Raw genomic sequence first — 23375 nt, 5'->3', positions numbered from 1 at the left:
GCTCAGGGCGCTTCCTGGCCGTGCGCCGCGGGCGCCGCCTCGACGCTGGCGAGCCGGCGGACCGTGGCGAGGAAGGCGCGCAGGACCGGCGAGCCGTCGCCCTTGCGGTACAGGCAGGCCAGCTCGATCTCGGCCTTGCCGCGGCAGCGCAGGGGGCGGTATTCCACCCCCGGCAGGCGCAGGTTGACGGCGGCCTGGGGCACCACGCAGAGCCCCAGGCCGCCGGCCACCAGGGCGATGCTGGTGGTCACGTCGGTGACTTCCTGGATCGTTCGCGGCACCGCGTCGTAGTCGGCGAACAGCCGATGCACGTGGCTGGCCAGGCCGCGCCGTACGCCGCGCGGGTAGAGAATGAAGGGTTCCTGCAGCACCTCGCCCAGTTCGACGGCCTGCCGCGCCGCCAGGGGGTGCTTGGCCGGCAGCGCCAGCATCAGCGCCTCCTCGCGCACCAGTTCCTGCTCGATGTCCGGCTCGTCCGGCACCAGGCGGTTGAAGCCGATGCTCAGGCGCCGCTCGCGCAGCGCCTGGATCTGCGCGTCCTTGTCCATCGGATGCAGGGAGATCTCCACGGCCGGATGGGTGCGGCCGAACTCCAGCAGCACCTGCGGGATGAAGTCGAGGATCGACGAGCCGAAGATGCCGATCACCAGGCTGCCCTTCTTGCCCTCGGCGAGCAGGCGCGACTCGTCGGCCGCGTGCTGCAACTGGGCGAGAATGTTCAGCGCCTGCTGGTAGAAGGCCTGGCCGGCCTCGGTCAGCGCGACGCGCTTGGAGTTGCGCTCCAGCAGCACGGCGGGAATGGCGTCCTCGAGCTGCTGGATCTGCCGGCTCAGGGCGGGCTGGGTGATGTACAGCCGCTCGGCGGCGCGATTGAAGTTCAGCTCCTCGGCCACCGCGACGAAATACTTCAACTGCCTGATTTCCAAGGGATCACCATGCGGGTCGGAAAAGGGCGGGACAATGATGCCGCTCGGGTATCGTTCGGTGATTGTATTCGATTGGACGGCATCGCCGCGGCTGTTTATCTTTACGCCACGACTTTGCCGGCATTCGGCAAACGGAGTGGGAGAAACCTCGCCAAGTACCGGCGACGCGCGCTGTAAAAGGCGAATCCAGAGCGGCAAAACCGCTCCGAGAATAAGAAAAACAATACCAAGAGGCCTTGAGTGATGGAGTTTTCCTTACTGAGAGAAAAGAGCGTGGTCTTCCGGGGCGCCGACCCCTACGACGTTTCCGGCTACGTGAACCAGCATGTCGGCTCCCATTCCATCCGTCTGTCGCAGTCCAGCCATCCCACCGCCGACCTCAGCCACCGCAAGTTCGGCGATCTCGACCTGTGCCGGATCAGCTACGGTGGCACCGTGCGCGTCACCTCCGAGGCGCTGGAAACCATCTACCACCTGCAGATCCTGCTCAAGGGCCACTGCCTGTGGCGCGGTGCGTGCGGCCAGGAGCACCACTTCGTGCCGGGCGAGCTGCTCTTGATCAATCCGGACGACCCGGTGGACCTGACCTATTCCCAGGACTGCGAGAAGTTCATCGTCAAGATGCCCGGCGCCCTGCTGGAAGCGGCCTGTGCCGAGAACCACTGGCACTGGCCCGGCGAGGGCATCCGCTTCACCGCCAGCCGGCACAGCCTGCAGGAGCTCGGCGGCCTGCTCAACTTGCTCGGCCTGGTCTGCGAGGAGGCCGAGTCCGGCGTCGCGCCGCCGCGGCTGCAGGAGCACTACGGGCGGATCATCGCCAACAAGCTGCTCTGCCTGCGGAACAACGTGCGCCGCGAGCAGCCGGGCGGCGCCTCGGCGATCTTCGAGCGGGTCGTGCAGTTCATCGAGGAAAACCTCAAGCAGGACATCACCCTCGAACAGCTGGCCGGACTGGTGCACGTCAGCCCGCGTTCGCTGTATGCGCTGTTCGAAAAGCACGCCAGGACCACGCCCAGGCACTACGTGCGGCAGAAGCGGCTCGAACGGATCAACGCCAGCCTGCGCGACCCCGCGGTGCCGGTGCGCAATATCACCGAGGTGGCGCTCGACTACGGCTTCCTGCACCTCGGGCGCTTCTCCGAATCCTACCGCAACGCCTTCGGCGAGCTGCCTTCGGACACCCTCAAGCGCCGCGCCTGCTGAGCCTTCCACCTCACCGCGCCGTCCTCCGCGCCGCCCCGGTCTTGCACCGGGGCGGCGCTTTCGCTTCTGTCCGAAACCTGCGTACCGCGTTTGCAGAGAGTGGATAAAGGTCCTGCAGGAAACGGATATTGCCGGCTGTCGCCGGTTCTTAGCATGGGGCTCTGACATAACAACAACGGAGCCGACGGCAATGACTCTTGGAATCGACGAGATCAATGGCCTACTGGAAGAGGACCGCGAAAAGGGCCTCTACCGCTGCAAGCGGGACATGTTCATCGACCCGGAACTCTTCGAGCTGGAGATGAAGCACATCTTCGAAGGGAACTGGATCTACCTGGCCCACGACAGCCAGATCCCCGAGAAGAACGACTACTACACCACCCACATCGGCCGCCAGCCGATCATCATCGCCCGCACCAAGGACGGTGAGCTGAACGCCTTCATCAACGCCTGCAGCCACCGCGGCGCGGCGCTGTGCCGCTTCAAGAGCGGCAACAAGGCCACCTACACCTGTCCGTTCCACGGCTGGACCTTCAGCAACTCGGGCAAACTCCTGAAAGTGAAGGACCCGGCCGATGCGGGCTACCCGAACAGCTTCAACTGCAACGGCTCGCACGACCTCAAGAAGATCGCCCGCTTCGAGTCCTACCGCGGCTTCCTGTTCGGCAGCCTGAATGCCGACGTCCAGCCGTTGGGCGAATTCCTCGGCGAGTCGGCGAAGATCATCGACATGGTGGCCGACCAGTCGCCGGAAGGCCTGGAAGTGCTGCGCGGCGCCTCTACCTACGTGTTCGAGGGCAACTGGAAGCTGCAGGCGGAGAACGGCGCCGACGGCTACCACGTGACCGCCACCCACTGGAACTACGCCGCGACCCAGGGCCAGCGCAAGCAGAAGGAGGCGGGCGACGACATCCGCGCCATGAGCGCCGGCGGCTGGGGCAAGAAGGGCGGCGGTTTCTACGCCTTCGAGAACGGCCACATCCTGCTCTGGACCCGCTGGGACAACCCGGAGGACCGTCCGCTGTACCAGCGCCGCGACGAGCTGGCCCAGGCGTTCGGCCAGGCCCGCGCCGACTGGATGATCGGCCATTCGCGCAACCTCTGCCTCTACCCCAACCTCTACCTGATGGATCAGTTCGGTTCGCAGCTGCGCGTGCTCCGGCCGATCTCGGTCGACCAGACCGAGGTGACCATCTACTGCATCGCGCCCAAGGGCGAGAACGCCGAGGCGCGCGCCCACCGCATCCGCCAGTACGAAGACTTCTTCAACGTGACCGGCATGGCTACCCCGGACGACCTCGAGGAGTTCCGCGCCTGCCAGCAGGGCTTCCAGGGCCGCGCGGCGGTCTGGAACGACATGTCCCGCGGTGCCACCCATTGGATCGACGGACCCGACGAGTCCGCCCGGGAAATCGGCCTGGCGCCGAAAATGAGCGGCGTGCGGGCCGAGGACGAAGGGCTTTACATCATGCAGCACCGCTACTGGCAGGAGCGCATGACCGCGGCATTGAAGAGCGAGCAGGACAGGCTGATTCACGTGGAGGGCAACTGATCATGAACGCATCCTACGAAGCCGTACGCGACTTCCTCTACCGCGAAGCCCGCTACCTGGACGAGAAGGACTGGGACAGCTGGCTGGAGCAGTACGCTCCGGACTGCACCTTCTGGATGCCGTCCTGGGACGACCGCGACCAGCTGACCGACGATCCGCAGAGCCAGATCTCGCTGATCTGGTACGGCAACCGCAGCGGCCTGGAGGACCGGGTGTTCCGCATCCGCACCGAGCGCTCCAGCGCGACCATCCCGGATACCCGCACCTCGCACAACATCGCCAACCTGGAAATCCTCGAAAAGACCGACGAGCTGTGCCGCCTGCGCTTCAACTGGCACACCCTGAGCTTCCGCTACAAGACCGTCGACCAGTTCTACGGCACCAGCTACTACACCCTCGACATCCGCGGCGAAAACCCGCTGATCAAGGCGAAAAAGGTGGTGCTGAAGAACGACTACGTGCGTCACGTCCTCGACGTCTACCACATCTGAACACAGCTCGAAGACCGTGCGCCGCCGGCGCCGTGCGGGGCCCCTGCGTCCCGCCCGCCGTCCGGCGCTCGCACCAACCGAAGAATGAGAGCGGGGTGCCATATGTCATACAAGGCTGCGCTGAATTTCGAAGACGGGGTCACCCGTTTCATCGAGGTGGACAGTGGTGAAACCGTCGCCGACGCCTCCTACCGTCAGGGCATCAATATTCCGCTGGACTGCCGCGATGGAGCCTGTGGCGCCTGCAAGTGCCTTGCCGAAGCCGGTCGTTACGACCTGGGCGACAATTACATCGAGGACGCGCTGAGCGAGGCGGAGAAGGCCGAAGGCCTGGTGCTGACCTGCCAGATGCGTCTGGAAAGCGACTGCGTGCTGCGCATTCCGGCTTCCTCCGAAGTCTGCAAGACCGAGCAGGCCAGCTACGAGGCGCTCATCAGCGACGTGCGCGCGCTTTCTCCCAGCGTGATTGCCCTGTCGATCAAGGGCGCGTCCCTGGCCAGGCTGTCTTTCCTGCCGGGCCAGTACGTCAATCTCCGGGTGCCGGGCAGCGACCAGACTCGCGCCTACTCGTTCAGCTCGCTGCCGCAGGACGGCGAGGTCAGCTTCCTGATCCGCAACGTGCCGGGCGGCCTGATGAGCGGCTATCTCAGCCAGCAGGCCAGGGCCGGCGACGCCATGACCCTGACCGGACCCTTGGGCAGCTTCTACCTGCGCGAGATCCGCCGCCCGCTGTTGATGCTGGCCGGCGGCACCGGCCTCGCGCCCTTCACCGCCATGCTGGAGAAGATCGCCGAGAGCGGCAGCGCGCACCCGCTCCACCTGATCTACGGCGTCACCCACGATGCCGACCTGGTGGAGATGGACCGCCTGCAGGAGTTCGCCTCGCGCATTCCCACCTTCAGCTTCACCGCCTGCGTGGCCAGCCCGGAGAGCCACTATCCGCAGAAGGGTTACGTCACCCAGCACATCAAGCCGCACCACCTGAACGACGGCGAGGTGGACATCTACCTGTGCGGCCCGCCGCCGATGGTCGAGGCAGTCAACGGGTTCCTCCGCGAGCAGGGCATCCAGCCGGCCAATTTCCACTACGAGAAGTTCGCCGCCAGCGTCTGAACCGCCACCGCCCGTGTCCGCACGGGCGGCCCCAAGGATAGAAACGCCATGCATGAAAAACGCTTTCAAGACAGGGTCGCGGTGGTCACCGGCGCGGCCCAGGGCATCGGCCGGCGCGTCGCCGAGCGGCTGGTCGGCGAGGGCGCCCGGCTGGTCGCCGTGGACCGCTCCGAGCTGGTCCACGAACTGCAGGAACTGGGCGCCGGCCGGGTGCTGACCCTGACCGCCGACCTGGAGCGCTTCGCCGACTGCCAGGGGGTGATGACGGCGGCGGTCGAGCGCTTCGACCGCCTCGACATCCTGATCAACAACGTCGGCGGTACCATCTGGGCCAAGCCCTTCGAGCACTACGCCGAGGAACAGATCGAGGCCGAGGTGCGCCGTTCGCTGTTCCCCACCCTGTGGTGCTGCCGCGCCGCCCTGCCGGCGATGCTCGAGCAGGGCCGGGGGCCATCGTCAACGTCTCCTCGATCGCCACCCGCGGCGTCAACCGGGTGCCCTACGGCGCGGCCAAGGGCGGCGTCAACGCGCTCACCGCCTGCCTGGCCTTCGAGACCGCCGAGCGCGGCATCCGCGTCAACGCCACCGCCCCCGGCGGCACCGAGGCGCCGCCGCGGCGCATCCCGCGCAACGCCGCCGAGCCGAGCGGACAGGACAAGGCCTGGTATCAGCAGATCGTCGAGCAGACCGTCGACAGCTCGCTGATGAAGCGCTACGGGACCATCGACGAGCAGGTCGGGGCAATCCTCTTCCTGGCTTCCGACGAAGCCTCCTACATCACCGGCACGACCCTGCCGGTGGGGGCGGCGACCTGGGTTGAGGCCGGCGCTCCGCCGTCGGGCGGAGCGCGCACGTGGTTTTGCAATTACAACAACAACAGAGATCCACGCCATGCAAACGATCGATGTCAATCGCCTCATCGACGAGGCGCGCTTCAACCGCTTCCACTGGAGGGTGCTGTGCTGGTGCGCACTGCTGCTGATCTTCGACGGCTATGACCTGTTCATCTACGGGGTGGTCCTGCCGGTGTTGATGAAAACCTGGGGCCTGAGCCCGCTGGAAGCCGGCGCCCTGGGCAGCTATGCGCTGTTCGGCATGATGTTCGGCGCGCTGTTCTTCGGCCCGCTGGCCGACCGGATCGGCCGCAAGAAGGGCATCGCCATCTGCTTTGTGCTGTTCAGCGGCTTCACCGTGCTCAACGGCTTCACCCGTACCCCCACCGAGTTCGGCATCTGCCGCTTCATGGCCGGGCTCGGCATCGGCGGGCTGATGCCCAACGTGGTGGCGCTGATGAACGAATACGCGCCGAAGAAGATCCGCAGCACCCTGGTGGCCATCATGTTCAGCGGCTATTCGCTGGGCGGCATGCTTTCCGCCGGCCTCGGCATCTACATGCTGCCGCGCTTCGGCTGGGAGGCGATGTTCCAGGCCGCCGCCGTGCCGCTGATCCTCTGGTTCCTGCCCGAATCGGTCGGCTACCTGCTGCGCCAGGGCCGCAGCGAAGAGGCGCGCGCCATCCTCCGGCGCGTCGATCCTGACCGGGCACTGCAGGACGACGATGTGCTGGAGATGGCCGAGGCCAGGAGCGAGGGCGCGCCGGTGCTGCAGCTGTTCCGCGAGGGCCGCGCGCTGCGCACCCTGTCGATCTGGGTGGCGTTCTTCTGCTGCCTGCTGATGGTCTATGCGCTCAGCTCCTGGCTGCCGAAGATGATGGCCAGTGCCGGCTACAGCCTCGGCTCCAGCCTGTCGTTCCTGCTGGCGCTGAACTTCGGCGCGGTGTTCGGCGCCATCGGCGGCGGCTGGCTGGGCGACCGGCTGAACCTGCCCAGGGTGCTGGTGGCGTTCTTCGCCGTCGCCGCCCTGTCGATTGGCCTGCTCGGCTTCAAGAGCCCGACGCCGGTGCTCTACAGCCTGATCGCCATCGCCGGCGCGACCACCATCGGCTCGCAGATCCTGCTCTACGCCTGCGCCGCGCAGTTCTACGCCATGGCCATCCGCTCCACCGGTCTGGGCTGGGCCTCGGGGATCGGCCGCAACGGCGCCATCGTCGGCCCGCTGCTCGGCGGGGCGCTGGTCGGCATGAGCCTGCCGCTGCAGGTGAACTTCATCGCCTTCGCCATCCCCGGCCTGGTCGCGGCCATCGCCATGACCCTGTTCTGCGCGCACCGGCAGGCGACCGGCGCTGCGGCCGGCGAGGCGCTGGCATAACGGGGGAAGAGGCGGCGGAGGGAGGCAAGGGGCTGCCGGGTCTGTTTGTGCGCCTTCCTTCTGCCGCCTGACGAAAGTTGTTTCGGAAACGGGAAATAAACACGGCACCGTTAATCAAGGCAGCCGAACAGAAGCCGGTATTGCTGCGCCCTGAAAATATATTGCCAATATCTGCCTGCAAGTGCGCCCGAAAACTTCCAAGGCACTTCTTACAATAACAACAAGAGACACATCATGAAGCGAAAACTGCAATTCGCTATAACGCTTGCGACGGCCGGCGGCATTCCGGCAGCAATGGCCGAAAGTGGCTTCGTCGAAGACTCCACCGCCACCCTGCAACTGCGCAATTATTATTTCATGCGCGACTTCTCCGATATCCAGGGACGCAACCGGCAGTCCAAGGCGGAGGAGTGGGCGCAGGGCTTCATCCTCAACTTCAAGTCCGGTTATACCCAGGGACCGGTCGGCTTCGGCCTCGACGCGCTCGCCCTGGTGGGCGTCAAGCTCGACAGCAGCCGCGACCGCGCTGGCACCGGCCTGCTGCCGGTGCACGACGACGGCGAGGCCGCCGACGAGTATTCCCGCCTGGGGCTGACGCTGAAGACCCGCTTCTCCAACACCGAGCTGCGCTTCGGCGAGCAGACGCCGAACCTGCCGATCCTGGCGCACACCGACAACCGCCTGCTGCCGCAGACCTACCAGGGCACGACCCTGACTTCCCGGGAGATCCCCGGGCTGACCCTGCAGGCCGGCCGGCTGAACTCGGCCAGCATGCGCAACTCGACCGACGACGGCGAGATGACCGCGCTGATCATCAACGACCCGATCAACCCCAGGCGCCTGGCCCACGTCACGGGCGATCACTACAACTACCTCGGCGGCGACTACAGCTTCAACGCCAACCGCACCACGCTGAGTTTCTGGCAGGGCCAGCTGGAGGACATCTACCAGCAGCGCTTCTACGGCATCAGGCATGCCCTGCCGCTGGGTGCCTGGACCCTGGCTGCCGACATCGGCTACTACACCGCCCAGGACGACGGCAACACCGACGCCGGCAGCCTCGACAACCAGCTGCTGTACGGGCTGTTCTCGGCCAAATACCAGGGCCATACCTTCTTCGTCGGCTACCAGGGCGTCTACGGCGACGACGGCTTCCTGCGCATCGGCGACACCCTCTCGCCGCTCGGCAACGAACTGCCGACCTACCAGTTCTCCGCGCCGGACGAGCGCTCCTGGCAGATCCGCCACGACTTCGACTTCGCCACCCTCGGCCTGCCCGGCCTGACCAGCACCCTGCGCTACGTCCAGGGCGACAACGTCGACACCGGGCCGCGCGGCTTCGAGGGCGAGGAGTGGGAGCGCGACCTGGACCTGGCCTACACCGTCCAGAGCGGCCCGTTGAAGAACGTCAGCATCCGCTGGCGCAACGCGATCGCCCGTTCCAACTACGCCAGCGACATCGACGAGAACCGCATCATCATCAACTACGCGATCAAGTTGTTTTAGCCGCTGTTATTAGGCGCTCCCTGTAGGGGGGCAACTAACACCAGACCCTATGGATATATGAAGTTGCAAGAAACAGGCTGCCGTACTGTTCCGTACAACGTTTCCGAATTTTCAGGGTTATCTGCTCGGGAGGACAAGGCATAAATGCGCAACAGACTGTTGTCGTTTTGGTTGATGATCGAAAAAGAGCGTTTTTTCGTTTTCGGCCAACCATGCCCGATTGAAAACCGGATATCCGGCAAGAGCATTTGCTCGAACTTGGGCCGGCAACTTCCGCCCGCGCAACAAGGCAATTGCCTGATTTGCCGAAAGTTCTTCGGCAGTCGCGAAGAACGCAATGCGACGATGCCTTTAAGGCATCGTTTGGTGACTAGATTCGATTGGACGGCATTGCTGCCCCTGTTTACCTTCCAGCCACTCCCGACGCGTTCCGCTCCTGGCGGGCGCCTCGCTACCGACACCCCTTTCGCCATTCACGCTTAGCCCGCAGGAAAACCACTATGCGCCAAGCCCTGCTCAACCAGTACGCCGACGAGCTCTACCGCTCGCTCAAGGACCGTCGTCCCATCGCCCCGCTGACCGAGCGCGATCCCGACCTCAGCCTGGAAGAGGCCTACCAGATCCAGCTGCGCCTGATCGCCCGGCGCCTGGACGCCGATGGCGAGACCGTGATCGGCAAGAAGATCGGCGTCACCAGCCGGGTGGTCATGGACCTGCTCAAGGTCGACCAGCCCGACTTCGGCCACCTGACCTCCGGCATGCTCCGCGCGGACGGCGCGGCCATCGAGGCCGCCGGGCTGATCGCGCCGAAGGCCGAGGGCGAGATCGCCTTCGTGCTCAAGCACGAGCTGGCCGGGCCGGGGGTGACCGTCGCCGACGTGCTGCGTGCCACCGAATACGTGGTGCCCTGCTTCGAGATCGTCGATTCGCGGATCGCCGACTGGAAAATCAAGATTCAGGACACCGTGGCCGACAACGCCTCCTCGGCGCTGTTCGTGCTCGGCGATGCCGCCGTCGATCCGCGCCGCCTGGATCTGGGCGTGGTCGGCATGACCCTCGAACTCAACGGCGAGATCGCCGCCACCGGCGCCGGCGCCGCCGCGCTGGGCCATCCGGCCAACGCCGTGGCCTGGCTGGCCAACACCCTCGGCCGCCTGGAAGTGCCGCTCAAGGCCGGCGAGGTGATCCTCTCCGGCTCCCTCTCCACCATGCTGCCGGTCAAGGCCGGCGACAACCTGCGCATCGGCATCGGCGGCATCGGCTCGGCCGGCGTGCGTTTCGTCTGACAGGAGAATTTCGATGAATCTCGACCCGCAAACCATCGAGCGCCTCGCCGCCCATCTCGACGCCGCCGAAACCGAGCGTCGCGAAGTGCACAAGATCACCGACGACTACCCGGACATGGACTGGGAGGACGCCTACGCCATCCAGGACGCCCAGCGTGCGCTCAAGGAAGCCCGCGGCGTGCGCGTCGCCGGCCTGAAGATGGGCCTGACCTCCCACGCCAAGATGCGCCAGATGGGCGTCGTCGATCCGGTCTACGGCTTCATCACCGACTACGGTGCGGTGGCCGACGGCGGCGAGATCGACACCCAGCGCCTGATCCACCCCAAGGTCGAGGCGGAGATCGCCTTCGTCACCAAGCGCCCGCTGAAGGGGCCGGGCTGCCACATCGGCAGCGTGCTGGCGGCCACCGACTTCATCCTGCCGGCGGTGGAAATCATCGACTCGCGCTACGAGAACTTCCGCTTCGACCTCAAAAGCGTGATCGCCGACAACACCTCGTCGGCGCGCTACGTCCTCGGCGGCACCTACCGCAACGCCGAAGGCATCGACCTGAAGAACCTCGGCGTGGTGATGGAGAAGAACGGCGAGGTGGTGGCCATGGCCTCCGGCGCGGCGGTGCTCGGCCATCCGGCGCAGAGCGTGGCGATGCTCGCCAACATGTTGGGCGCCCGCGGCCGGGAGATTCCCGCCGGCACCCTGATTCTCACCGGCGGGGTCACCGAGGCGGTGGCGGTGGCCGCCGGCGACAACGTCACCGTGCGCTACCAGCATCTGGGCAGCGTATCGATGCGCTTCGTATGACCGCGAGGAAGACACCATGCCCATCATGCAGGTTTACCTGATCGAAGGCCGCAGCGAAGAGCAGAAGGCCCGCCTGATCGACGCCCTGACCCGTGCCACCGTGGATGCCCTCGACGCGCCGATCGAGAGCGTGCGCGTGGTGATCACCGAGGTGCCCAACACCAACTTCGGCATCGCCGGCCAGACGGCCAAGCAGCGCGGCCGCTGAGCGTGCCGCTCGACATTCATCACAAGGACAACAAGTCGAGGTTTTCCGTGGAAAAGACATCGTCCCGTTGCAAGGTTGCGATCATCGGTTCGGGCAACATCGGCACCGACCTGATGATCAAGGTGCTGCGCCATGGCCAGCACCTGGAAATGGGCGCCATGGTTGGTATCGACCCGGCATCCGACGGCCTGGCGCGCGCCAAGCGGCTCGGCGTCGCCACCACCGCGCAAGGCGTGGAGGGCCTCCTGGCGCTGCCGGAGTTCAAGGACATCGGCATCGCCTTCGACGCCACCTCGGCCGGCGCGCATGCCCGTCACAACGAGCTGCTGCAGGCCCACGGGGTGAAGGTCATCGACCTGACCCCGGCGGCCATCGGCCCCTACGTGGTCCCGGCGATCAACCTGGATGCCGAGCTCGATGCGCCGAACATCAACATGGTCACCTGCGGCGGCCAGGCGACCATCCCGATGGTCGCCGCGGTGTCGCGCGTGGCCCAGGTCCACTACGCCGAGATCGTCGCCTCGATCGCCTCGAAATCCGCCGGTCCCGGCACCCGCGCCAACATCGACGAGTTCACCGAGACCACCTCCACGGCCATCGAGGTGATCGGCGGGGCGCGCAAGGGCAAGGCGATCATCGTCCTCAACCCGGCCGAGCCGCCGCTGATCATGCGCGACAGCGTGTTCGTGCTCTCCGAGGCGGTCGACCGGGACGCCATCGCCGCCAGCGTCGCGGAGATGGTCGCCAGCGTGCAGCGCTACGTGCCGGGCTACCGGCTCAAGCAGGAAGTGCAGTTCGACCTGCTCGAAACGCCGGTCAACGTGCCCGGCGTGGGCCTGGTGGCGGGGCTCAAGACCTCGATCTTCCTCGAGGTGGAAGGCGCCGCCCACTACCTGCCGGCCTATGCGGGCAACCTCGACATCATGACCTCGGCGGCGCTGTCCTGCGCCGAGCGGATGGCCGAGCGCGGCAAGGTACGGGTGCTGCCTTCGGCGTTGGTTTAGACGGTGGACCGGGCTCGCGGGAGAAGGCCATGAATCGACTGTATCGGGTCCTCGAGCGGGTCAGTGGAGAAGTGCTTGAAGTGCGGCCTGGCGAATCGTTGCTGCGCGCCATGGAACGCCAGGGGAAGCGGTGCATTCCGGTCGGTTGCCGGGGCGGCGGTTGCGGAGTCTGCAAGGTCCGGGTGGTTGCCGGCCGGTTCGACTTCGGCGCCATGAGTTGCCGCCACGTAAGTGCCGACGAGCGCGGTCAGGGCCTGGCCCTGGCCTGCCGGCTGTTTCCCCTGGGCGATGCCGAGATACAGGCGTGCGGCGAGGCAGTCCGGGCGGCTCCAGAACAACAATAGGTGTCATCATGAAAAAAGGTGTAATGCGTCCGGGCCATATCCAGCTGCGCGTGCTGGACCTGCAAGCTGCCCTGCAACACTACGTCGATCTGCTCGGGCTGATCGAAATGGACAGGGACGAGCAGGGCCGCGTCTATCTCAAGGGCTGGACCGAAGTCGACCGGTTCTCGGTGGTGCTGCGCGAGGCCGACGAGCCGGGCATGGACTTTCTCGGCTTCAAGGTCGTCGACGATGCCACCCTCTGCCGCTTGAGCGAGGAGCTGGCCGCCTTCGGCTGCCCGGTGGAGAGTCTGCCGGCCGGCGAGCTCAAGGGCTGCGGCCGGCGCATCCGCTTCGAGGCGCCCTCCGGCCACCGCTTCGAGCTGTTCGCCGAGAAGGAGCAGACCGGCAAGTGGGGCGTCTCCGAGGTCAACCCGGAAGCCTGGCCGCGCGGCCTGCAGGGCATGAAGGCGACCCGCTTCGACCATTGCCTGCTGTACGGCGTCGAGCTGCCGGAGACCCTGCGCCTGTTCACCGAGGTGCTCGGCTTCAGCCTCGCCGAGCAGGTGCTCGACGAGGCGGGCAAGCGCGTCGCCCAGTTCCTCACCGTCGGCATGAAGGCCCACGACGTGGCCTTCATCCAGCACCCGGAGAAGGGCCGCTTCCACCACGCCTCGTTCTTCCTCGAGAGCTGGGAGGACGTGCTGCGCGCCGCCGACCTGATCAGCATGAGCGGCACCTCGCTGGACATCGGCCCGACCCGCCACGGCCTGACCCACGGCAAGACCATCTATTTCTTCGATCCCTCGGGCAACCGCAACGAGGTGTTCTGCGGCGGCGACTACCACTACCCGGACCATCCGCCGGTGACCTGGACCGCCGACCAGTTGGGCAAGGCGATCTTCTACCACGACCGCCAGCTCAACGAACGCTTCCTCACCGCCCTGACCTGATTCCAGATTTCACGAGATTGAGCCCATGAAAGAGATCAAGCACTTCATCGACGGCCAGTACGTCGGCTCGGCGAGCGGCAAGCTGTTCGACAACGTCAACCCGGCCAACGGCCAGGTGATCGCCAGGATCCACGAAGCCGGCGAGGCCGAGGTGGACGCCGCGGTCAAGGCCGCCCGCGCCGCCCTCAAAGGCCCCTGGGGCAAGATGAGCGTGCAGGAGCGCTGCGAGATCCTGCACCGCGTCGCCGACGGCATCACCGCGCGCTTCGACGAGTTCCTCGAGGCCGAGTGCCAGGACACCGGCAAGCCGAAGTCGCTGGCCAGCCACATCGACATTCCGCGTGGCGCGGCCAACTTCAAGGTGTTCGCCGACCTGGTGAAGAATGTGCCCACCGAGGCCTTCGAGATGGCCACCCCGGACGGCAGCGGCGCGCTCAACTACGGCGTGCGCCGGCCCAAGGGGGTGATCGGCGTGATCAGCCCGTGGAACCTGCCGCTGCTGCTGATGACCTGGAAGGTCGGCCCGGCGCTGGCCTGCGGCAACACCGTGGTGGTCAAGCCGTCCGAGGAAACCCCGAGCACCACCGCATTGCTCGGCGAGGTGATGAACGCCGCCGGCGTGCCGGCCGGCGTATACAACGTGGTGCACGGCTTCGGCGGCGACTCGGCCGGCGCCTTCCTCACCGCCCACCCGGACGTCGACGGCATCACCTTCACCGGCGAAACCGGCACCGGCGAAACCATCATGCGCGCCGCGGCCAAGGGCGTGCGCCAGGTGTCGCTGGAGCTGGGCGGCAAGAACGCCGGCATCGTCTTCGCCGATTGCGACTTGGACAAGGCCATCGAGGGCACCCTGCGCTCGGCCTTCGCCAACTGCGGTCAGGTCTGCCTGGGCACCGAGCGCGTCTACGTAGAGCGGCCGATCTTCGAGGCGTTCGTCGCCCGCCTGAAGGCCGGCGCCGAGGCGCTGACGATCGGCGAGCCGAACGATCCGAAGGCCAACTTCGGTCCGCTGGTCAGCCACAAGCACCGCGAGAAGGTCCTCAGCTACTACCAGAAGGCTGCCGACGAGGGCGCCACCATCGTCACCGGCGGCGGCGTGCCGGACATGCCTTCGCACCTGGCCGGCGGCGCCTGGGTGCAGCCGACCATCTGGACCGGCCTGAAGGACGATTCGCCGGTGGTCACCGAGGAGATCTTCGGGCCCTGCTGCCACATCCGCCCGTTCGATACCGAGGAAGAAGCCATCGAGCTGGCCAACAGCCTGCCCTACGGCCTGGCCTCGGCGATCTGGACCGAGAACGCCTCGCGCGCCCACCGTATCGCCGGGCAGATCGAGGCCGGCATCGTCTGGGTCAACAGCTGGTTCCTGCGCGACCTGCGCACCGCCTTCGGCGGTGCCAAGCAGTCGGGCATCGGTCGCGAAGGCGGGGTGCACTCGTTGGAGTTCTATACCGAGCTGAAGAACGTCTGCGTGAAGCTGTGAGACAGACACCCGTCAAGGAAAGCGGCGCCCGTGGCGCCGCTTGAGGAGAGCCAAGATGACTTTCGATCCGAACAAGAAGCTGTACATCTCCGACGTGACCCTGCGCGACGGCAGCCACGCCGTGCGTCACCAGTACTCGATCCAGAACGTGCAGGACATCGCCCGCGCGCTGGACAAGGCCAAGGTCGACTCCATCGAGGTCGCCCACGGCGATGGCCTGCAGGGCTCGAGCTTCAACTACGGCTTCGGCGCCCACAGTGACATCGAGTGGATCGAGGCGGTGGCCGAGGTGGTCAGCCACGCCAGGATTGCCACCCTGCTGCTGCCGGGCATCGGCACGGTGCACCATCTCAAGGAAGCCTACGAGGCCGGCGCCCGCGTGGTGCGGGTCGCCACCCATTGCACCGAGGCCGACGTGTCCCGCCAGCACATCGCCTATGCGCGCGAGCTGGGCATGGACACCGTGGGCTTTCTGATGATGAGCCACATGACCAGCCCGCAGAACCTCGCCGTGGAAGCCAAGAAGATGGAGAGCTACGGCGCCACCTGCATCTACGTGGTCGACTCCGGCGGCGCGCTGAGCATGCAGGACGTGCGCGAGCGCTTCCGCGCGGTCAAGGACGTGCTGGACCCGGCCACCCAGACCGGTATCCACGCCCACCACAACCTGTCGCTCGGGTGGCCAACTCCATCGTCGCCGTGGAGGAGGGCTGCGACCGCATCGACGCCAGCCTCGCCGGGATGGGCGCCGGCGCCGGCAACGCGCCGCTGGAGGTGTTCATCGCCGCGGCCGAGCGCCTGGGCTGGAACCACGGCACCGACCTCTACACCCTGATGGACGCCGCCGACGAGATCGTCCGTCCGCTGCAGGACCGCCCGGTGCGGGTCGACCGCGAGACCCTGGCCCTCGGCTACGCCGGGGTCTACTCGAGCTTCCTGCGCCACGCCGAGGTGGCGGCGAACAAATACGGCCTGAGCACCGTGGACATCCTCGTCGAACTGGGCAAGCGGCGGATGGTCGGCGGCCAGGAAGACATGATCGTCGACGTGGCCCTGGATCTGCTGCGCCAGCGGGGCGAGGTTGCCCGCCAGGCTTCCGCGTAACGCACAACCGTTCCGCCCGGCGGCGCCGCGGCGGTTTTTCGATCCCGGGAGCGGTTTCGCTTCCGGGCCTTTTTTGCCAAGACAGGAAGCGAACCCGATGAAACCTTCTCTGCGCCGGGCCGACAGCATCAACCTGGCCCTGGCCATGCACGCCCTGCGGGCGGCGCTCGACCAGGCCACGGCGCTGTCGGTGCGGGTCAGCATCGCCGTGGTCGACGCGGCCGGCCAGCCGATCCACACCGCGCACATGGACGGCGCGCCGCTGCACTGCCGGAACATCGCCCTGAACAAGGCGCTGACCGCCGTCGGCTTCGCGGCGCCGACGCGGGTCTGGGAGGAGCGCCTGGCCGGGATGTCTGATGCCGTCCGCCAGGGTCTGCCGCTGCAGCCGCGCATGGCGCTGTTCGGCGGCGGCGAGCCTTTTCTGTTCGAGGGGGCGGCAGTGGGCGCCATCGGCGTCTCGGGCGCTTCCGAGCAGCAGGACGAGCAGTGCGCCCAGGCGGCGCTGCACGCCGTGCTGGCCCTGCTGGATGCGCCTTCGGCATAGCGCGCCGCCGCGCTTTTCCGTGGTCGCTTTCGGCGGCGGCGGAACTGGGCGGCTGCTTTTTCCGGCGCACGCAAAAACGGCGAGGGGGTTGGCCTCGCCGTTTTTGCTTCCTTACGTCCCTGTGCTCGTCGTCCTGACGAAGTAGCCGCATCCTGCGACTGTCCCTCTGGCCGCCATCCGTGGTCGGCCTGCGTCGATCCTTCGACGTCTTGGTGGGATTCAATCTACGCCGGTGGCCGTTCCGAACCAATGGGGAGAGCGCTCGATCTGCTGTAGGCGATGGCTTACGGCACGGGACTCCCCTGTCATACTGCGCGGCTTTTTTCATCGTCAGTCCGGGGCCACGAGCTTCGAGGGGGCCCGGACGGGGTTGCAGCATGAGTGGTGTCGATTGATGACAGGTAGGAAGAAACTGCTGGAAGCAAAGGTGGTGCATGTTCCCGACGGGGATACCTTGAGGGCGAACTGTGGCGACGGCCTGACCGTGGTGGTGCGACTGTGCAGCATCGATACCCCGGAGCAGGCTCAGCCCTATGGTGCGGAGGCGAGAGCGGCGCTGGCGGCGATGGTGCTCAACAAGAGCGTCAGGATCGAGCAGACGGCCCGGGATCGCTATGGCCGCATTGTCGGCAGGGTCTTTCGCGGGCGTACGTTTGTCAACGAGGAGATGGTCAGGCATGGCCATGCCTGGGTTTACCATGACTATTCCAGGGAGCCGGAATTTGCCCGGCTGGAGGAGCGGGCACGCAAGGCCAGGCAAGGGCTGTGGGCCCTGCCGAAGGCAAAGCGCGTGCCGCCGTGGGAGTGGCGCAAGCTCGGGAAGGGGAAAGCTCGGCCAGTTGAAAAGGGCTGGAACCCATGGCCATGGATGCTGGCGGCGGGTGCACTGATAGGCGGCGCCTACCTGTGGATGACGGGGCGTCTGGACATTCTTCAGTGGATTCCGGACGAGATCTTTCGGTTTTCGACGGCTGGACAGGCCCATCTCCCGGCACAGCGGTCGCTTTGTTGATGCAGGCCGACCGAGAGCACGGCATGCGAGGACGATGGTTCTCACGGCGGGACATCCGGGTCGCGAGGCGCACGGCGGGGAGGGCTGCAAGACGTACGGCTTGCGGCTGATGCCGGGGAGATTTCTGCCGTGGCGGCGAAGCGGAGCGATACGGGGGAGGAGAGGGGAAGCGGGCCTTTCAGGCGGCCAGAAGGACAAAAGCCTCCCGGTCGTCGGACCGGAAGGCTTCGCGGCGGTAGCTGCCCTTGCCCTTCTTCGGTTGTTCCTGGCGGCAGCGGAACAGCGGTTGGGCGACCAGGGATTTGGCCTTGTTCGGCCGGGAAGGGGATTTCTTGGCCATAGCGTCCTCCTGTAGACCCGCTCCGTGCGGGCGCGCGCATCATGCGCGGCTGGTCAAAAAATGTCCAGCGGTGCGGGCGTTTGGCTCCGTTCGTCCGTCCAGGCCCTTGCTGCCCGATACCCGGACGGTCCGACTGGCATTTGCCTGATGGACGGACTATATGCAGGTAATGCCCACCACAACAAAAACAAGGATGAAGTAGAAATGGAGTTTTCCAACCAACAGAAGCTGATCATCACCCTGCTCACCGATATCCACGCCCGTCTCGGGATCGACAACAGCGTCGACCCGCGCTTCGTGCAACGGATGGTCCAGGGCGGTCACGGCTGGGCGCTGGGCTGGGCCTACCCCGGCTTGTTCGATGACGCCATCGAGCCGCCGGAGGCCGTCACCTTCGTCGCCGAGGTGCTGACCATGTGGGAGGCCATCGAGGAGACCTATGCCGGGTTCGATCGGGCCCGGAAAGACCGGTTGGCCGAGTTGGCCCCGACCTTCGGGCGCGACCCGCAGTTTCGCGGCTTCGATGGCAGCCATGAGGCCGATCTGCGGAGGATCGTCCATGTCCTCGTGGATGACCTGGGCCGCTGGCCGATCTTCAAGGGGCGCGATACCGACTCGCACAGGATCCTGGCCGACGGCTATCGGCGGATGCTGGAGGTGTACGCGCGCATCGCGGACTCCGGCGGCGAGTCCTCGCTGTCGGTAGAGGCGCTGGCGGAAATACTGAACGCAAAAATCATCCCGAAAAGCGGCATGGAACTGGACGCCAATGTGCTGCGCTGGGCCTGACCCGTCTGTTCTGTGACGCCGCTTTTAAGACAAGCCCCGATATCCGGGGCTTTTTTCTGGCTCCCCGATTCCCTGGCACCCCGGCGGAAATGCCGCAGGGGCCGCCGCGCATCTCAGCTTTCCGGCGGCAGCTGCAGGCGCTGGCCGGCGATGGCCAGGGTCAGCCGGGCGAGGCCGTTCCACGGCTCGCCCTCGGCCTGGCCCTTGATCTGCGCGTCGATCAGCTGGGCGTCGCGCAACAGCTGGTTCCAGCGGGCCGCCGGATGGCGCTGCAGGGCCTTGGCCAGCAGCGGCCGGCGCTTTTCCCAGACCGGCGGGCGCGTTTGCGCGAAGGCCTTTTCCAGCGGCACGCCCTGGGCGTACTGCTGGGCCAGGCCGGCCAGCTGGCGCAGTTCGCGGGCCAGCGCCCAGAGGATCACCGGCGTCTCCACGCCTTCGCCGCGTAGCCCCTCGAGCATGCGCAGGGCATGGGCGGCCTGGCCGGCGAGGGCGGCGTCGAGCAGACCGAAGACGTCGAAGCGGGCGCTGTCGGCCACCGCCGCCTGCACGGTGTCGGCACCGACCTGGTTGTCCTCGGCGAGCAGCTTGAGCTTCTCGATCTCCTGGGCGGCGGCCAGCAGGTTGCCTTCGACGCGGGCGGCGATCAGTTCCACCGCCTCCTGGCTGGCGGCCAGCCCGGCCTGGGCCAGGCGCTGGCGGATCCACTGCGGCAGCTGCTGGGCGTCGACCGGCCAGATCTGAACGAATTGCACTTGCGCGCCGTCGAGCAGCGCCTTGGCCCACTTGCTCTTCTGGGTGGCGGCGTCGAGCCTGGGCAGGGCGATCAGCAGCAGGCTGTCCTCGGCGGGCCGCGCCAGGTATTCGAGCAGCGCCGCGGCGCCCTTGTCGCCGGGCTTGCCATTGGCGATGCGCAACTCCAGCAGACGTTTCTCGGCGAACAGCGAGAGGCTGGCGCTGGCCGCGTAGAGCTGGTTCCAGTCGAAGTTGGCGTCGGCGTTGAACACCTGGCGCTCGCTGAAGCCCTGGGCGCGGGCGGCGGCGCGGATGGCATCGCAGGCCTCCTGGCAGAGCAGCGGCTCGTCGCCGCTGACCACGTAGACGGGGGCCAGGGCATCCTTGAGCTGTTTGGGCAGTTGGGCGGGGGCGAGTTTCATGCGGAGAGGGGCGGGGCCGCGGCCCCGCCCGGCGGCGTCAGGGCAGGAGGGCGGGCGGCAGCAGTTCGAGCGGCGACTGCTGCGGCGCGTTCTGCTGTTCTTCCTGGGCGCGGCGTGCCGCTTCCGCGGCCTGAGCCTCGGCCTGGGCGCGCTCCTTGGCAGCCTGCTCCATCTGGGCGATGCGGTCCGGAGTGAGCTGCTGCAGGCGCAGGATCAACTGCTGGACCATCTCGCGGCGCATTTCCTCGCGCAGCTGCTGGGCCTCCTGGGTCGAGCCGGTGATGTTGTTCTGGTCGTGGACGTAGACCTTCTGCACCTTCAGCTCGTTGTTGCCGAGCAGTTGCTTGTGGGCGTCGAGCAGCTCGTATGCGAGGGTGGTGCTCAGCTCGTATTCCATGCTGCGTGAGGTGCTGGTGTAGCTGGCGGTGCGGCGTTCCTCTTTCTCGCTGGTCAGCACCAGCTCGTAGGGCGCGCCGGGATAGACCTTGACGCCGCTGGCTTCGAGCTGCTTGCGCAGCATCCGCTGGGTCTCGCCGTAGGCATTGCGGGCACTCAGGTTGAGCTCCTTGAGGGCAATGTTCCCGGTGCCGCCGGTGCCGCGCAGCTGGAAGCCGCAGGCGCCGAGCAGGCCGGTCAGGGCGATGAGCGCGAGGCTTCGTTTGATCATCTGGTTTCCCCTTCAGTGACCGGCGGCTTCTTGCCGCCGGAACGGCGCATCAGTTGGCGACGATGTTGACCAGCTTGCCCGGCACCACGATGACCTTGCGGATGGCCAGACCCTCGGTGAAGCGCAGCACGTTCTCGTTGGCGCGGGCGGTAGCCTCGACCTCCTCGCGGGAGGCGGCGGCGGGCACCTGGATTTCCCCGCGCAGCTTGCCGTTGACCTGCACCACCAGGGTCAGGGTGTCCTGCACCAGGGCCGACTCGTCTACCGCCGGCCAGGCGGCGTCGATGATCAGGCCGTCCTTGCCGAGCGCCTCCCAGAGCGCGTGGCAGATGTGCGGGGTGATCGGCGCCAGCAGCAGGGCCACGGTCTCCAGGCCTTCCTGGAGCAGGGCGCGGTCCTGTTCGCCGGCGCTCGGCGCCTTCTCCAGCACGTTCATCAGGGTCATCACCTGGGCGATGGCGGTGTTGAACTTGTGGTGCTGGCCGACATCCTGGCTGGCCTGCTTGATGGCCAGGTGGATGGCGCGGCGGATCTCTTTCTGGGCATCCGAGAGCCGGGCCTTGTCCAGCGCGCCCGGCAGGCCGGCGCCCACATGGCTCTGGGCCAGGCGCCAGACCCGGCGCAGGAAGCGGCTGGCGCCCTCGACGCCGGCGTCGGACCACTCCAGGGAGAGTTCCGGCGGGGCGGCGAACATCATGAACAGGCGGCAGGTGTCGGCGCCGTAGGCGTCGATCATCGCCTGCGGGTCGACGCCATTGTTCTTCGACTTGGACATCTTCTCGGTGCCGCCGATTTCCACCGGCAGGCCGTCGGACTTGAGCTTGGCGCCGATCACCTTGGCCTTGGCGTCGCGCTCGACTTCCACGTCGGCCGGGTTGAACCAGTCCTTGCCGCCGTTCTCCAGGGTGCGGTAGTAGGTCTCGGCGACCACCATGCCCTGGGTCAGCAGGTTCCTGAACGGCTCGTTGGAGGACACCAGGCCCTCGTCGCGCATCAGCTTGTGGAAGAAGCGCGCGTAGAGCAGGTGCAGGATGGCGTGCTCGATGCCGCCGATGTACTGATCCACCGGCAGCCAGTGGTTGGCCGCTTCGGGATCGACCATGCCGCCGGCGTATTGCGGCGAGGCGTAGCGGGCGTAGTACCAGGACGACTCGACGAAGGTGTCCATGGTGTCGGTTTCGCGCTTGGCCGGCTTGCCGCACTTCGGGCAGCTGCATGCGTAGAATTCCGGCATCTTGGCCAGCGGACTGCCGGTGCCGTCCGGCACCACGTCCTCGGGCAGCACCACCGGCAGCTGGTCTTCCGGTACCGGCACGTCGCCGCAGCTGTCGCAGTGGATGATCGGGATCGGGCAGCCCCAATAGCGCTGACGGCTGATGCCCCAGTCGCGCAGGCGGAACTGGGTCTTGCGCGCGCCGTGGGCGGCGCTTTCCAGGTCGGCGACGATGGCGTCGAAGGCTTCGGTGAAGCTCTTGCCGTCGTATTTGCCGGAGCCCACGGTAGTCAGGCCTTCCTTGTCGGCGTACCAGGCCTGCCATTCGCTGGCGCTGAAGTCCCTGCCTTCGGCGGCGTAGACCTGCTTGATCGGCAGACCGTACTTGTTGGCGAACTCGAAGTCGCGCTCGTCGTGAGCCGGCACGGCCATCACCGCACCCTCGCCGTAACCCCAGAGCACGTAGTTGGCGACGAACACCGGCAGTTTGTCGCCGGTCAGCGGATGGACGACGAACTGGCCGGTGGCCAGCCCCTTCTTCTCCATGGTGGCCATGTCCGCCTCGGCCACCGAGCCGGCCTTGCACTCGGCGATGAAGGCCTGCAACTCAGGATTGTTTTCGGCGGCGCGCTGGGCCAGCGGGTGCTCGGCGGCGACGGCGACGTAGGTGGCGCCCATCAGGGTATCCGGGCGGGTCGAGTAGACCTTCAGCTGGCCTTCCTCACCGACGGAGGCTTCGTCGTAGTCGAAGACAATGTCGGCGCCGAAGCTCTTGCCGATCCAGTTGCGCTGCATGGTCTTGACCTGCTCGGGCCAGCCGCTCAGCTCGTCGAGGCTCGCCAGCAGTTCTTCCGCATAGGCGGTGATGCGGAAGTAGTACATGGGGATCTCGCGCTTTTCGACCAGCGCGCCGGAGCGCCAGCCGCGCCCGTCGATGACCTGCTCGTTGGCCAGCACGGTCTGGTCCACCGGGTCCCAGTTGACGGTGCCGTTCTTGCGGTAGATGACGCCCTTCTCGAACAGCCGGGTGAACAGCCACTGCTCCCAGCGGTAGTAGTCCGGCTTGCAGGTGGTGACCTCGCGCGACCAGTCGATGCCCAGGCCCAGGCTTTTCAGCTGGGACTTCATGTAGGCGATGTTCTCGTAGGTCCACTTGGCCGGTGCCACCTGGTTCTTCATCGCGGCGTTTTCCGCCGGCATGCCGAAGGCGTCCCAGCCCATCGGCTGCAGCACGTTGCGGCCCTGCATGCGCTGGTAGCGGGCGATCACGTCGCCGATGGTGTAGTTGCGCACGTGCCCCATGTGCAGCTTGCCGCTGGGGTAGGGGAACATCGACAGGCAGTAGAAGGTGTCCTTGCCGGGCTGCTCGCGCACTTCAAAGGACTTCTGGGCATCCCAGAGGGACTGCGCGGCGGCTTCGATCTCGCGGGGCTGATACTGTTCGTGCATGGTCTGCTGGCGCTGGAAAAGAGGGCGTGGAAAACCCGG

22 protein-coding genes and 2 pseudogenes are annotated in these 23375 nt (G+C 66.6%); 19 read left to right on the top strand and 5 right to left on the bottom strand.

Translation table 11 applies throughout. The features are described from left to right. Positions 1 to 2: 2 nt before the first annotated feature. Complete coding sequence (locus Atro_RS09730; RefSeq protein WP_497927423.1) at positions 3 to 911, bottom strand: LysR family transcriptional regulator; 909 nt, start codon at positions 909 to 911, stop codon at positions 3 to 5. A 258-nt stretch (positions 912 to 1169) separates the two neighbouring features. Here Atro_RS09730 and Atro_RS09725 point away from each other — a divergent pair, with 258 nt between their 5' ends. The 18 genes and pseudogenes from Atro_RS09725 to Atro_RS09640 all read left to right on the top strand — a co-directional run bounded on the left by Atro_RS09725 (position 1170) and on the right by Atro_RS09640 (position 17724). Then, positions 1170 to 2129, top strand: a complete 960-nt coding sequence (locus Atro_RS09725; RefSeq protein ID WP_497927422.1) for an AraC family transcriptional regulator — start codon at positions 1170 to 1172, stop codon at positions 2127 to 2129. A 190-nt stretch (positions 2130 to 2319) separates the two neighbouring features. After that, positions 2320 to 3681, top strand: coding sequence for a benzoate 1,2-dioxygenase large subunit (benA, locus tag Atro_RS09720; protein ID WP_497927421.1), 1362 nt, complete (start codon positions 2320 to 2322; stop codon positions 3679 to 3681). 2 nt (positions 3682 to 3683) lie between these two features. After that, positions 3684 to 4172, top strand: coding sequence for a benzoate 1,2-dioxygenase small subunit (gene benB, locus Atro_RS09715; protein WP_497927420.1), 489 nt, complete (start codon positions 3684 to 3686; stop codon positions 4170 to 4172). A 102-nt stretch (positions 4173 to 4274) separates the two neighbouring features. Beyond that, positions 4275 to 5285: a benzoate 1,2-dioxygenase electron transfer component BenC gene (gene benC, locus Atro_RS09710; protein ID WP_497927419.1), complete on the top strand. Its 1011-nt coding sequence runs from the start codon at positions 4275 to 4277 to the stop codon at positions 5283 to 5285. A 48-nt stretch (positions 5286 to 5333) separates the two neighbouring features. Next, a pseudogene (locus Atro_RS09705) lies at positions 5334 to 6105 on the top strand (1,6-dihydroxycyclohexa-2,4-diene-1-carboxylate dehydrogenase). A 71-nt stretch (positions 6106 to 6176) separates the two neighbouring features. After that, positions 6177 to 7493 carry an MFS transporter gene (locus Atro_RS09700; RefSeq protein WP_497927418.1) on the top strand — a complete coding sequence of 439 codons (1317 nt, stop codon included), beginning with the start codon at positions 6177 to 6179 and terminating at the stop codon, positions 7491 to 7493. A gap of 234 nt (positions 7494 to 7727) precedes the next feature. After that, positions 7728 to 8999 (top strand): OprD family porin, encoded by a 1272-nt coding sequence (locus Atro_RS09695; RefSeq protein WP_497927417.1) that lies wholly within the window; start codon positions 7728 to 7730, stop codon positions 8997 to 8999. A 144-nt stretch (positions 9000 to 9143) separates the two neighbouring features. Further along, entirely contained in the window at positions 9144 to 9482 is a 339-nt protein-coding gene (locus Atro_RS09690) for a hypothetical protein (protein WP_497927416.1), read from the top strand. Positions 9483 to 9499: 17 nt separating this feature from the next. Beyond that, positions 9500 to 10285, top strand: a complete 786-nt coding sequence (gene dmpE, locus Atro_RS09685) for a 2-oxopent-4-enoate hydratase (RefSeq protein WP_497927415.1) — start codon at positions 9500 to 9502, stop codon at positions 10283 to 10285. A gap of 13 nt (positions 10286 to 10298) precedes the next feature. Continuing rightward, positions 10299 to 11087 (top strand): 2-oxo-3-hexenedioate decarboxylase, encoded by a 789-nt coding sequence (dmpH, locus tag Atro_RS09680; protein WP_497927414.1) that lies wholly within the window; start codon positions 10299 to 10301, stop codon positions 11085 to 11087. 16 nt (positions 11088 to 11103) lie between these two features. After that, positions 11104 to 11295 carry a tautomerase family protein gene (locus Atro_RS09675; RefSeq protein ID WP_131298801.1) on the top strand — a complete coding sequence of 64 codons (192 nt, stop codon included), beginning with the start codon at positions 11104 to 11106 and terminating at the stop codon, positions 11293 to 11295. A gap of 47 nt (positions 11296 to 11342) precedes the next feature. Beyond that, the gene (locus Atro_RS09670) at positions 11343 to 12299 is read left to right on the top strand and encodes an acetaldehyde dehydrogenase (acetylating) (RefSeq protein ID WP_497927655.1); all 957 of its coding nucleotides are present in this window, start codon (positions 11343 to 11345) and stop codon (positions 12297 to 12299) included. A gap of 29 nt (positions 12300 to 12328) precedes the next feature. Then, positions 12329 to 12643 carry a 2Fe-2S iron-sulfur cluster-binding protein gene (locus Atro_RS09665; RefSeq protein ID WP_497927413.1) on the top strand — a complete coding sequence of 105 codons (315 nt, stop codon included), beginning with the start codon at positions 12329 to 12331 and terminating at the stop codon, positions 12641 to 12643. Positions 12644 to 12651: 8 nt separating this feature from the next. Then, complete coding sequence (locus tag Atro_RS09660) at positions 12652 to 13575, top strand: catechol 2,3-dioxygenase (protein WP_497927412.1); 924 nt, start codon at positions 12652 to 12654, stop codon at positions 13573 to 13575. A 25-nt stretch (positions 13576 to 13600) separates the two neighbouring features. Then, positions 13601 to 15061 (top strand): 2-hydroxymuconic semialdehyde dehydrogenase, encoded by a 1461-nt coding sequence (locus tag Atro_RS09655; RefSeq protein ID WP_497927411.1) that lies wholly within the window; start codon positions 13601 to 13603, stop codon positions 15059 to 15061. 55 nt (positions 15062 to 15116) lie between these two features. Then, positions 15117 to 16165: pseudogene (gene dmpG, locus Atro_RS09650) on the top strand (4-hydroxy-2-oxovalerate aldolase). Between the two features lie 97 nt (positions 16166 to 16262). Next, on the top strand, positions 16263 to 16712 hold the full coding sequence (locus Atro_RS09645; protein ID WP_497927410.1) for a GlcG/HbpS family heme-binding protein: 450 nt from the start codon (positions 16263 to 16265) through the stop codon (positions 16710 to 16712). Between the two features lie 394 nt (positions 16713 to 17106). Then, entirely contained in the window at positions 17107 to 17724 is a 618-nt protein-coding gene (locus Atro_RS09640; RefSeq protein WP_497927409.1) for a thermonuclease family protein, read from the top strand. 178 nt (positions 17725 to 17902) lie between these two features. Here Atro_RS09640 and arfA read toward each other — a convergent pair whose 3' ends face one another. Then, on the bottom strand, positions 17903 to 18064 hold the full coding sequence (arfA, locus tag Atro_RS09635) for an alternative ribosome rescue factor ArfA (RefSeq protein WP_497927408.1): 162 nt from the start codon (positions 18062 to 18064) through the stop codon (positions 17903 to 17905). Positions 18065 to 18124: 60 nt separating this feature from the next. Between arfA and Atro_RS09630 the strand changes: the two genes are divergently transcribed. Beyond that, positions 18125 to 18853 carry a YfbU family protein gene (locus tag Atro_RS09630; RefSeq protein WP_497927407.1) on the top strand — a complete coding sequence of 243 codons (729 nt, stop codon included), beginning with the start codon at positions 18125 to 18127 and terminating at the stop codon, positions 18851 to 18853. Between the two features lie 113 nt (positions 18854 to 18966). On the opposite strand, the gene holA is transcribed toward Atro_RS09630, so the two are convergent. Genes holA through leuS form a run of 3 tightly spaced genes read right to left on the bottom strand, consistent with a single transcriptional unit; the run spans position 18967 to position 23336 of the window. Continuing rightward, entirely contained in the window at positions 18967 to 20007 is a 1041-nt protein-coding gene (holA, locus tag Atro_RS09625; protein ID WP_497927406.1) for a DNA polymerase III subunit delta, read from the bottom strand. Between the two features lie 37 nt (positions 20008 to 20044). Continuing rightward, positions 20045 to 20674 carry an LPS-assembly lipoprotein LptE gene (locus tag Atro_RS09620; protein WP_497927405.1) on the bottom strand — a complete coding sequence of 210 codons (630 nt, stop codon included), beginning with the start codon at positions 20672 to 20674 and terminating at the stop codon, positions 20045 to 20047. Positions 20675 to 20723: 49 nt separating this feature from the next. Next, positions 20724 to 23336 carry a leucine--tRNA ligase gene (gene leuS / locus Atro_RS09615; protein ID WP_497927404.1) on the bottom strand — a complete coding sequence of 871 codons (2613 nt, stop codon included), beginning with the start codon at positions 23334 to 23336 and terminating at the stop codon, positions 20724 to 20726. Positions 23337 to 23375: the final 39 nt, after the last annotated feature.

This window comes from Azotobacter tropicalis (assembly GCF_059739045.1).
Note: the sequence above shows the minus strand (reverse complement) of the source record. Positions and strands in the feature narration are given on the sequence as shown.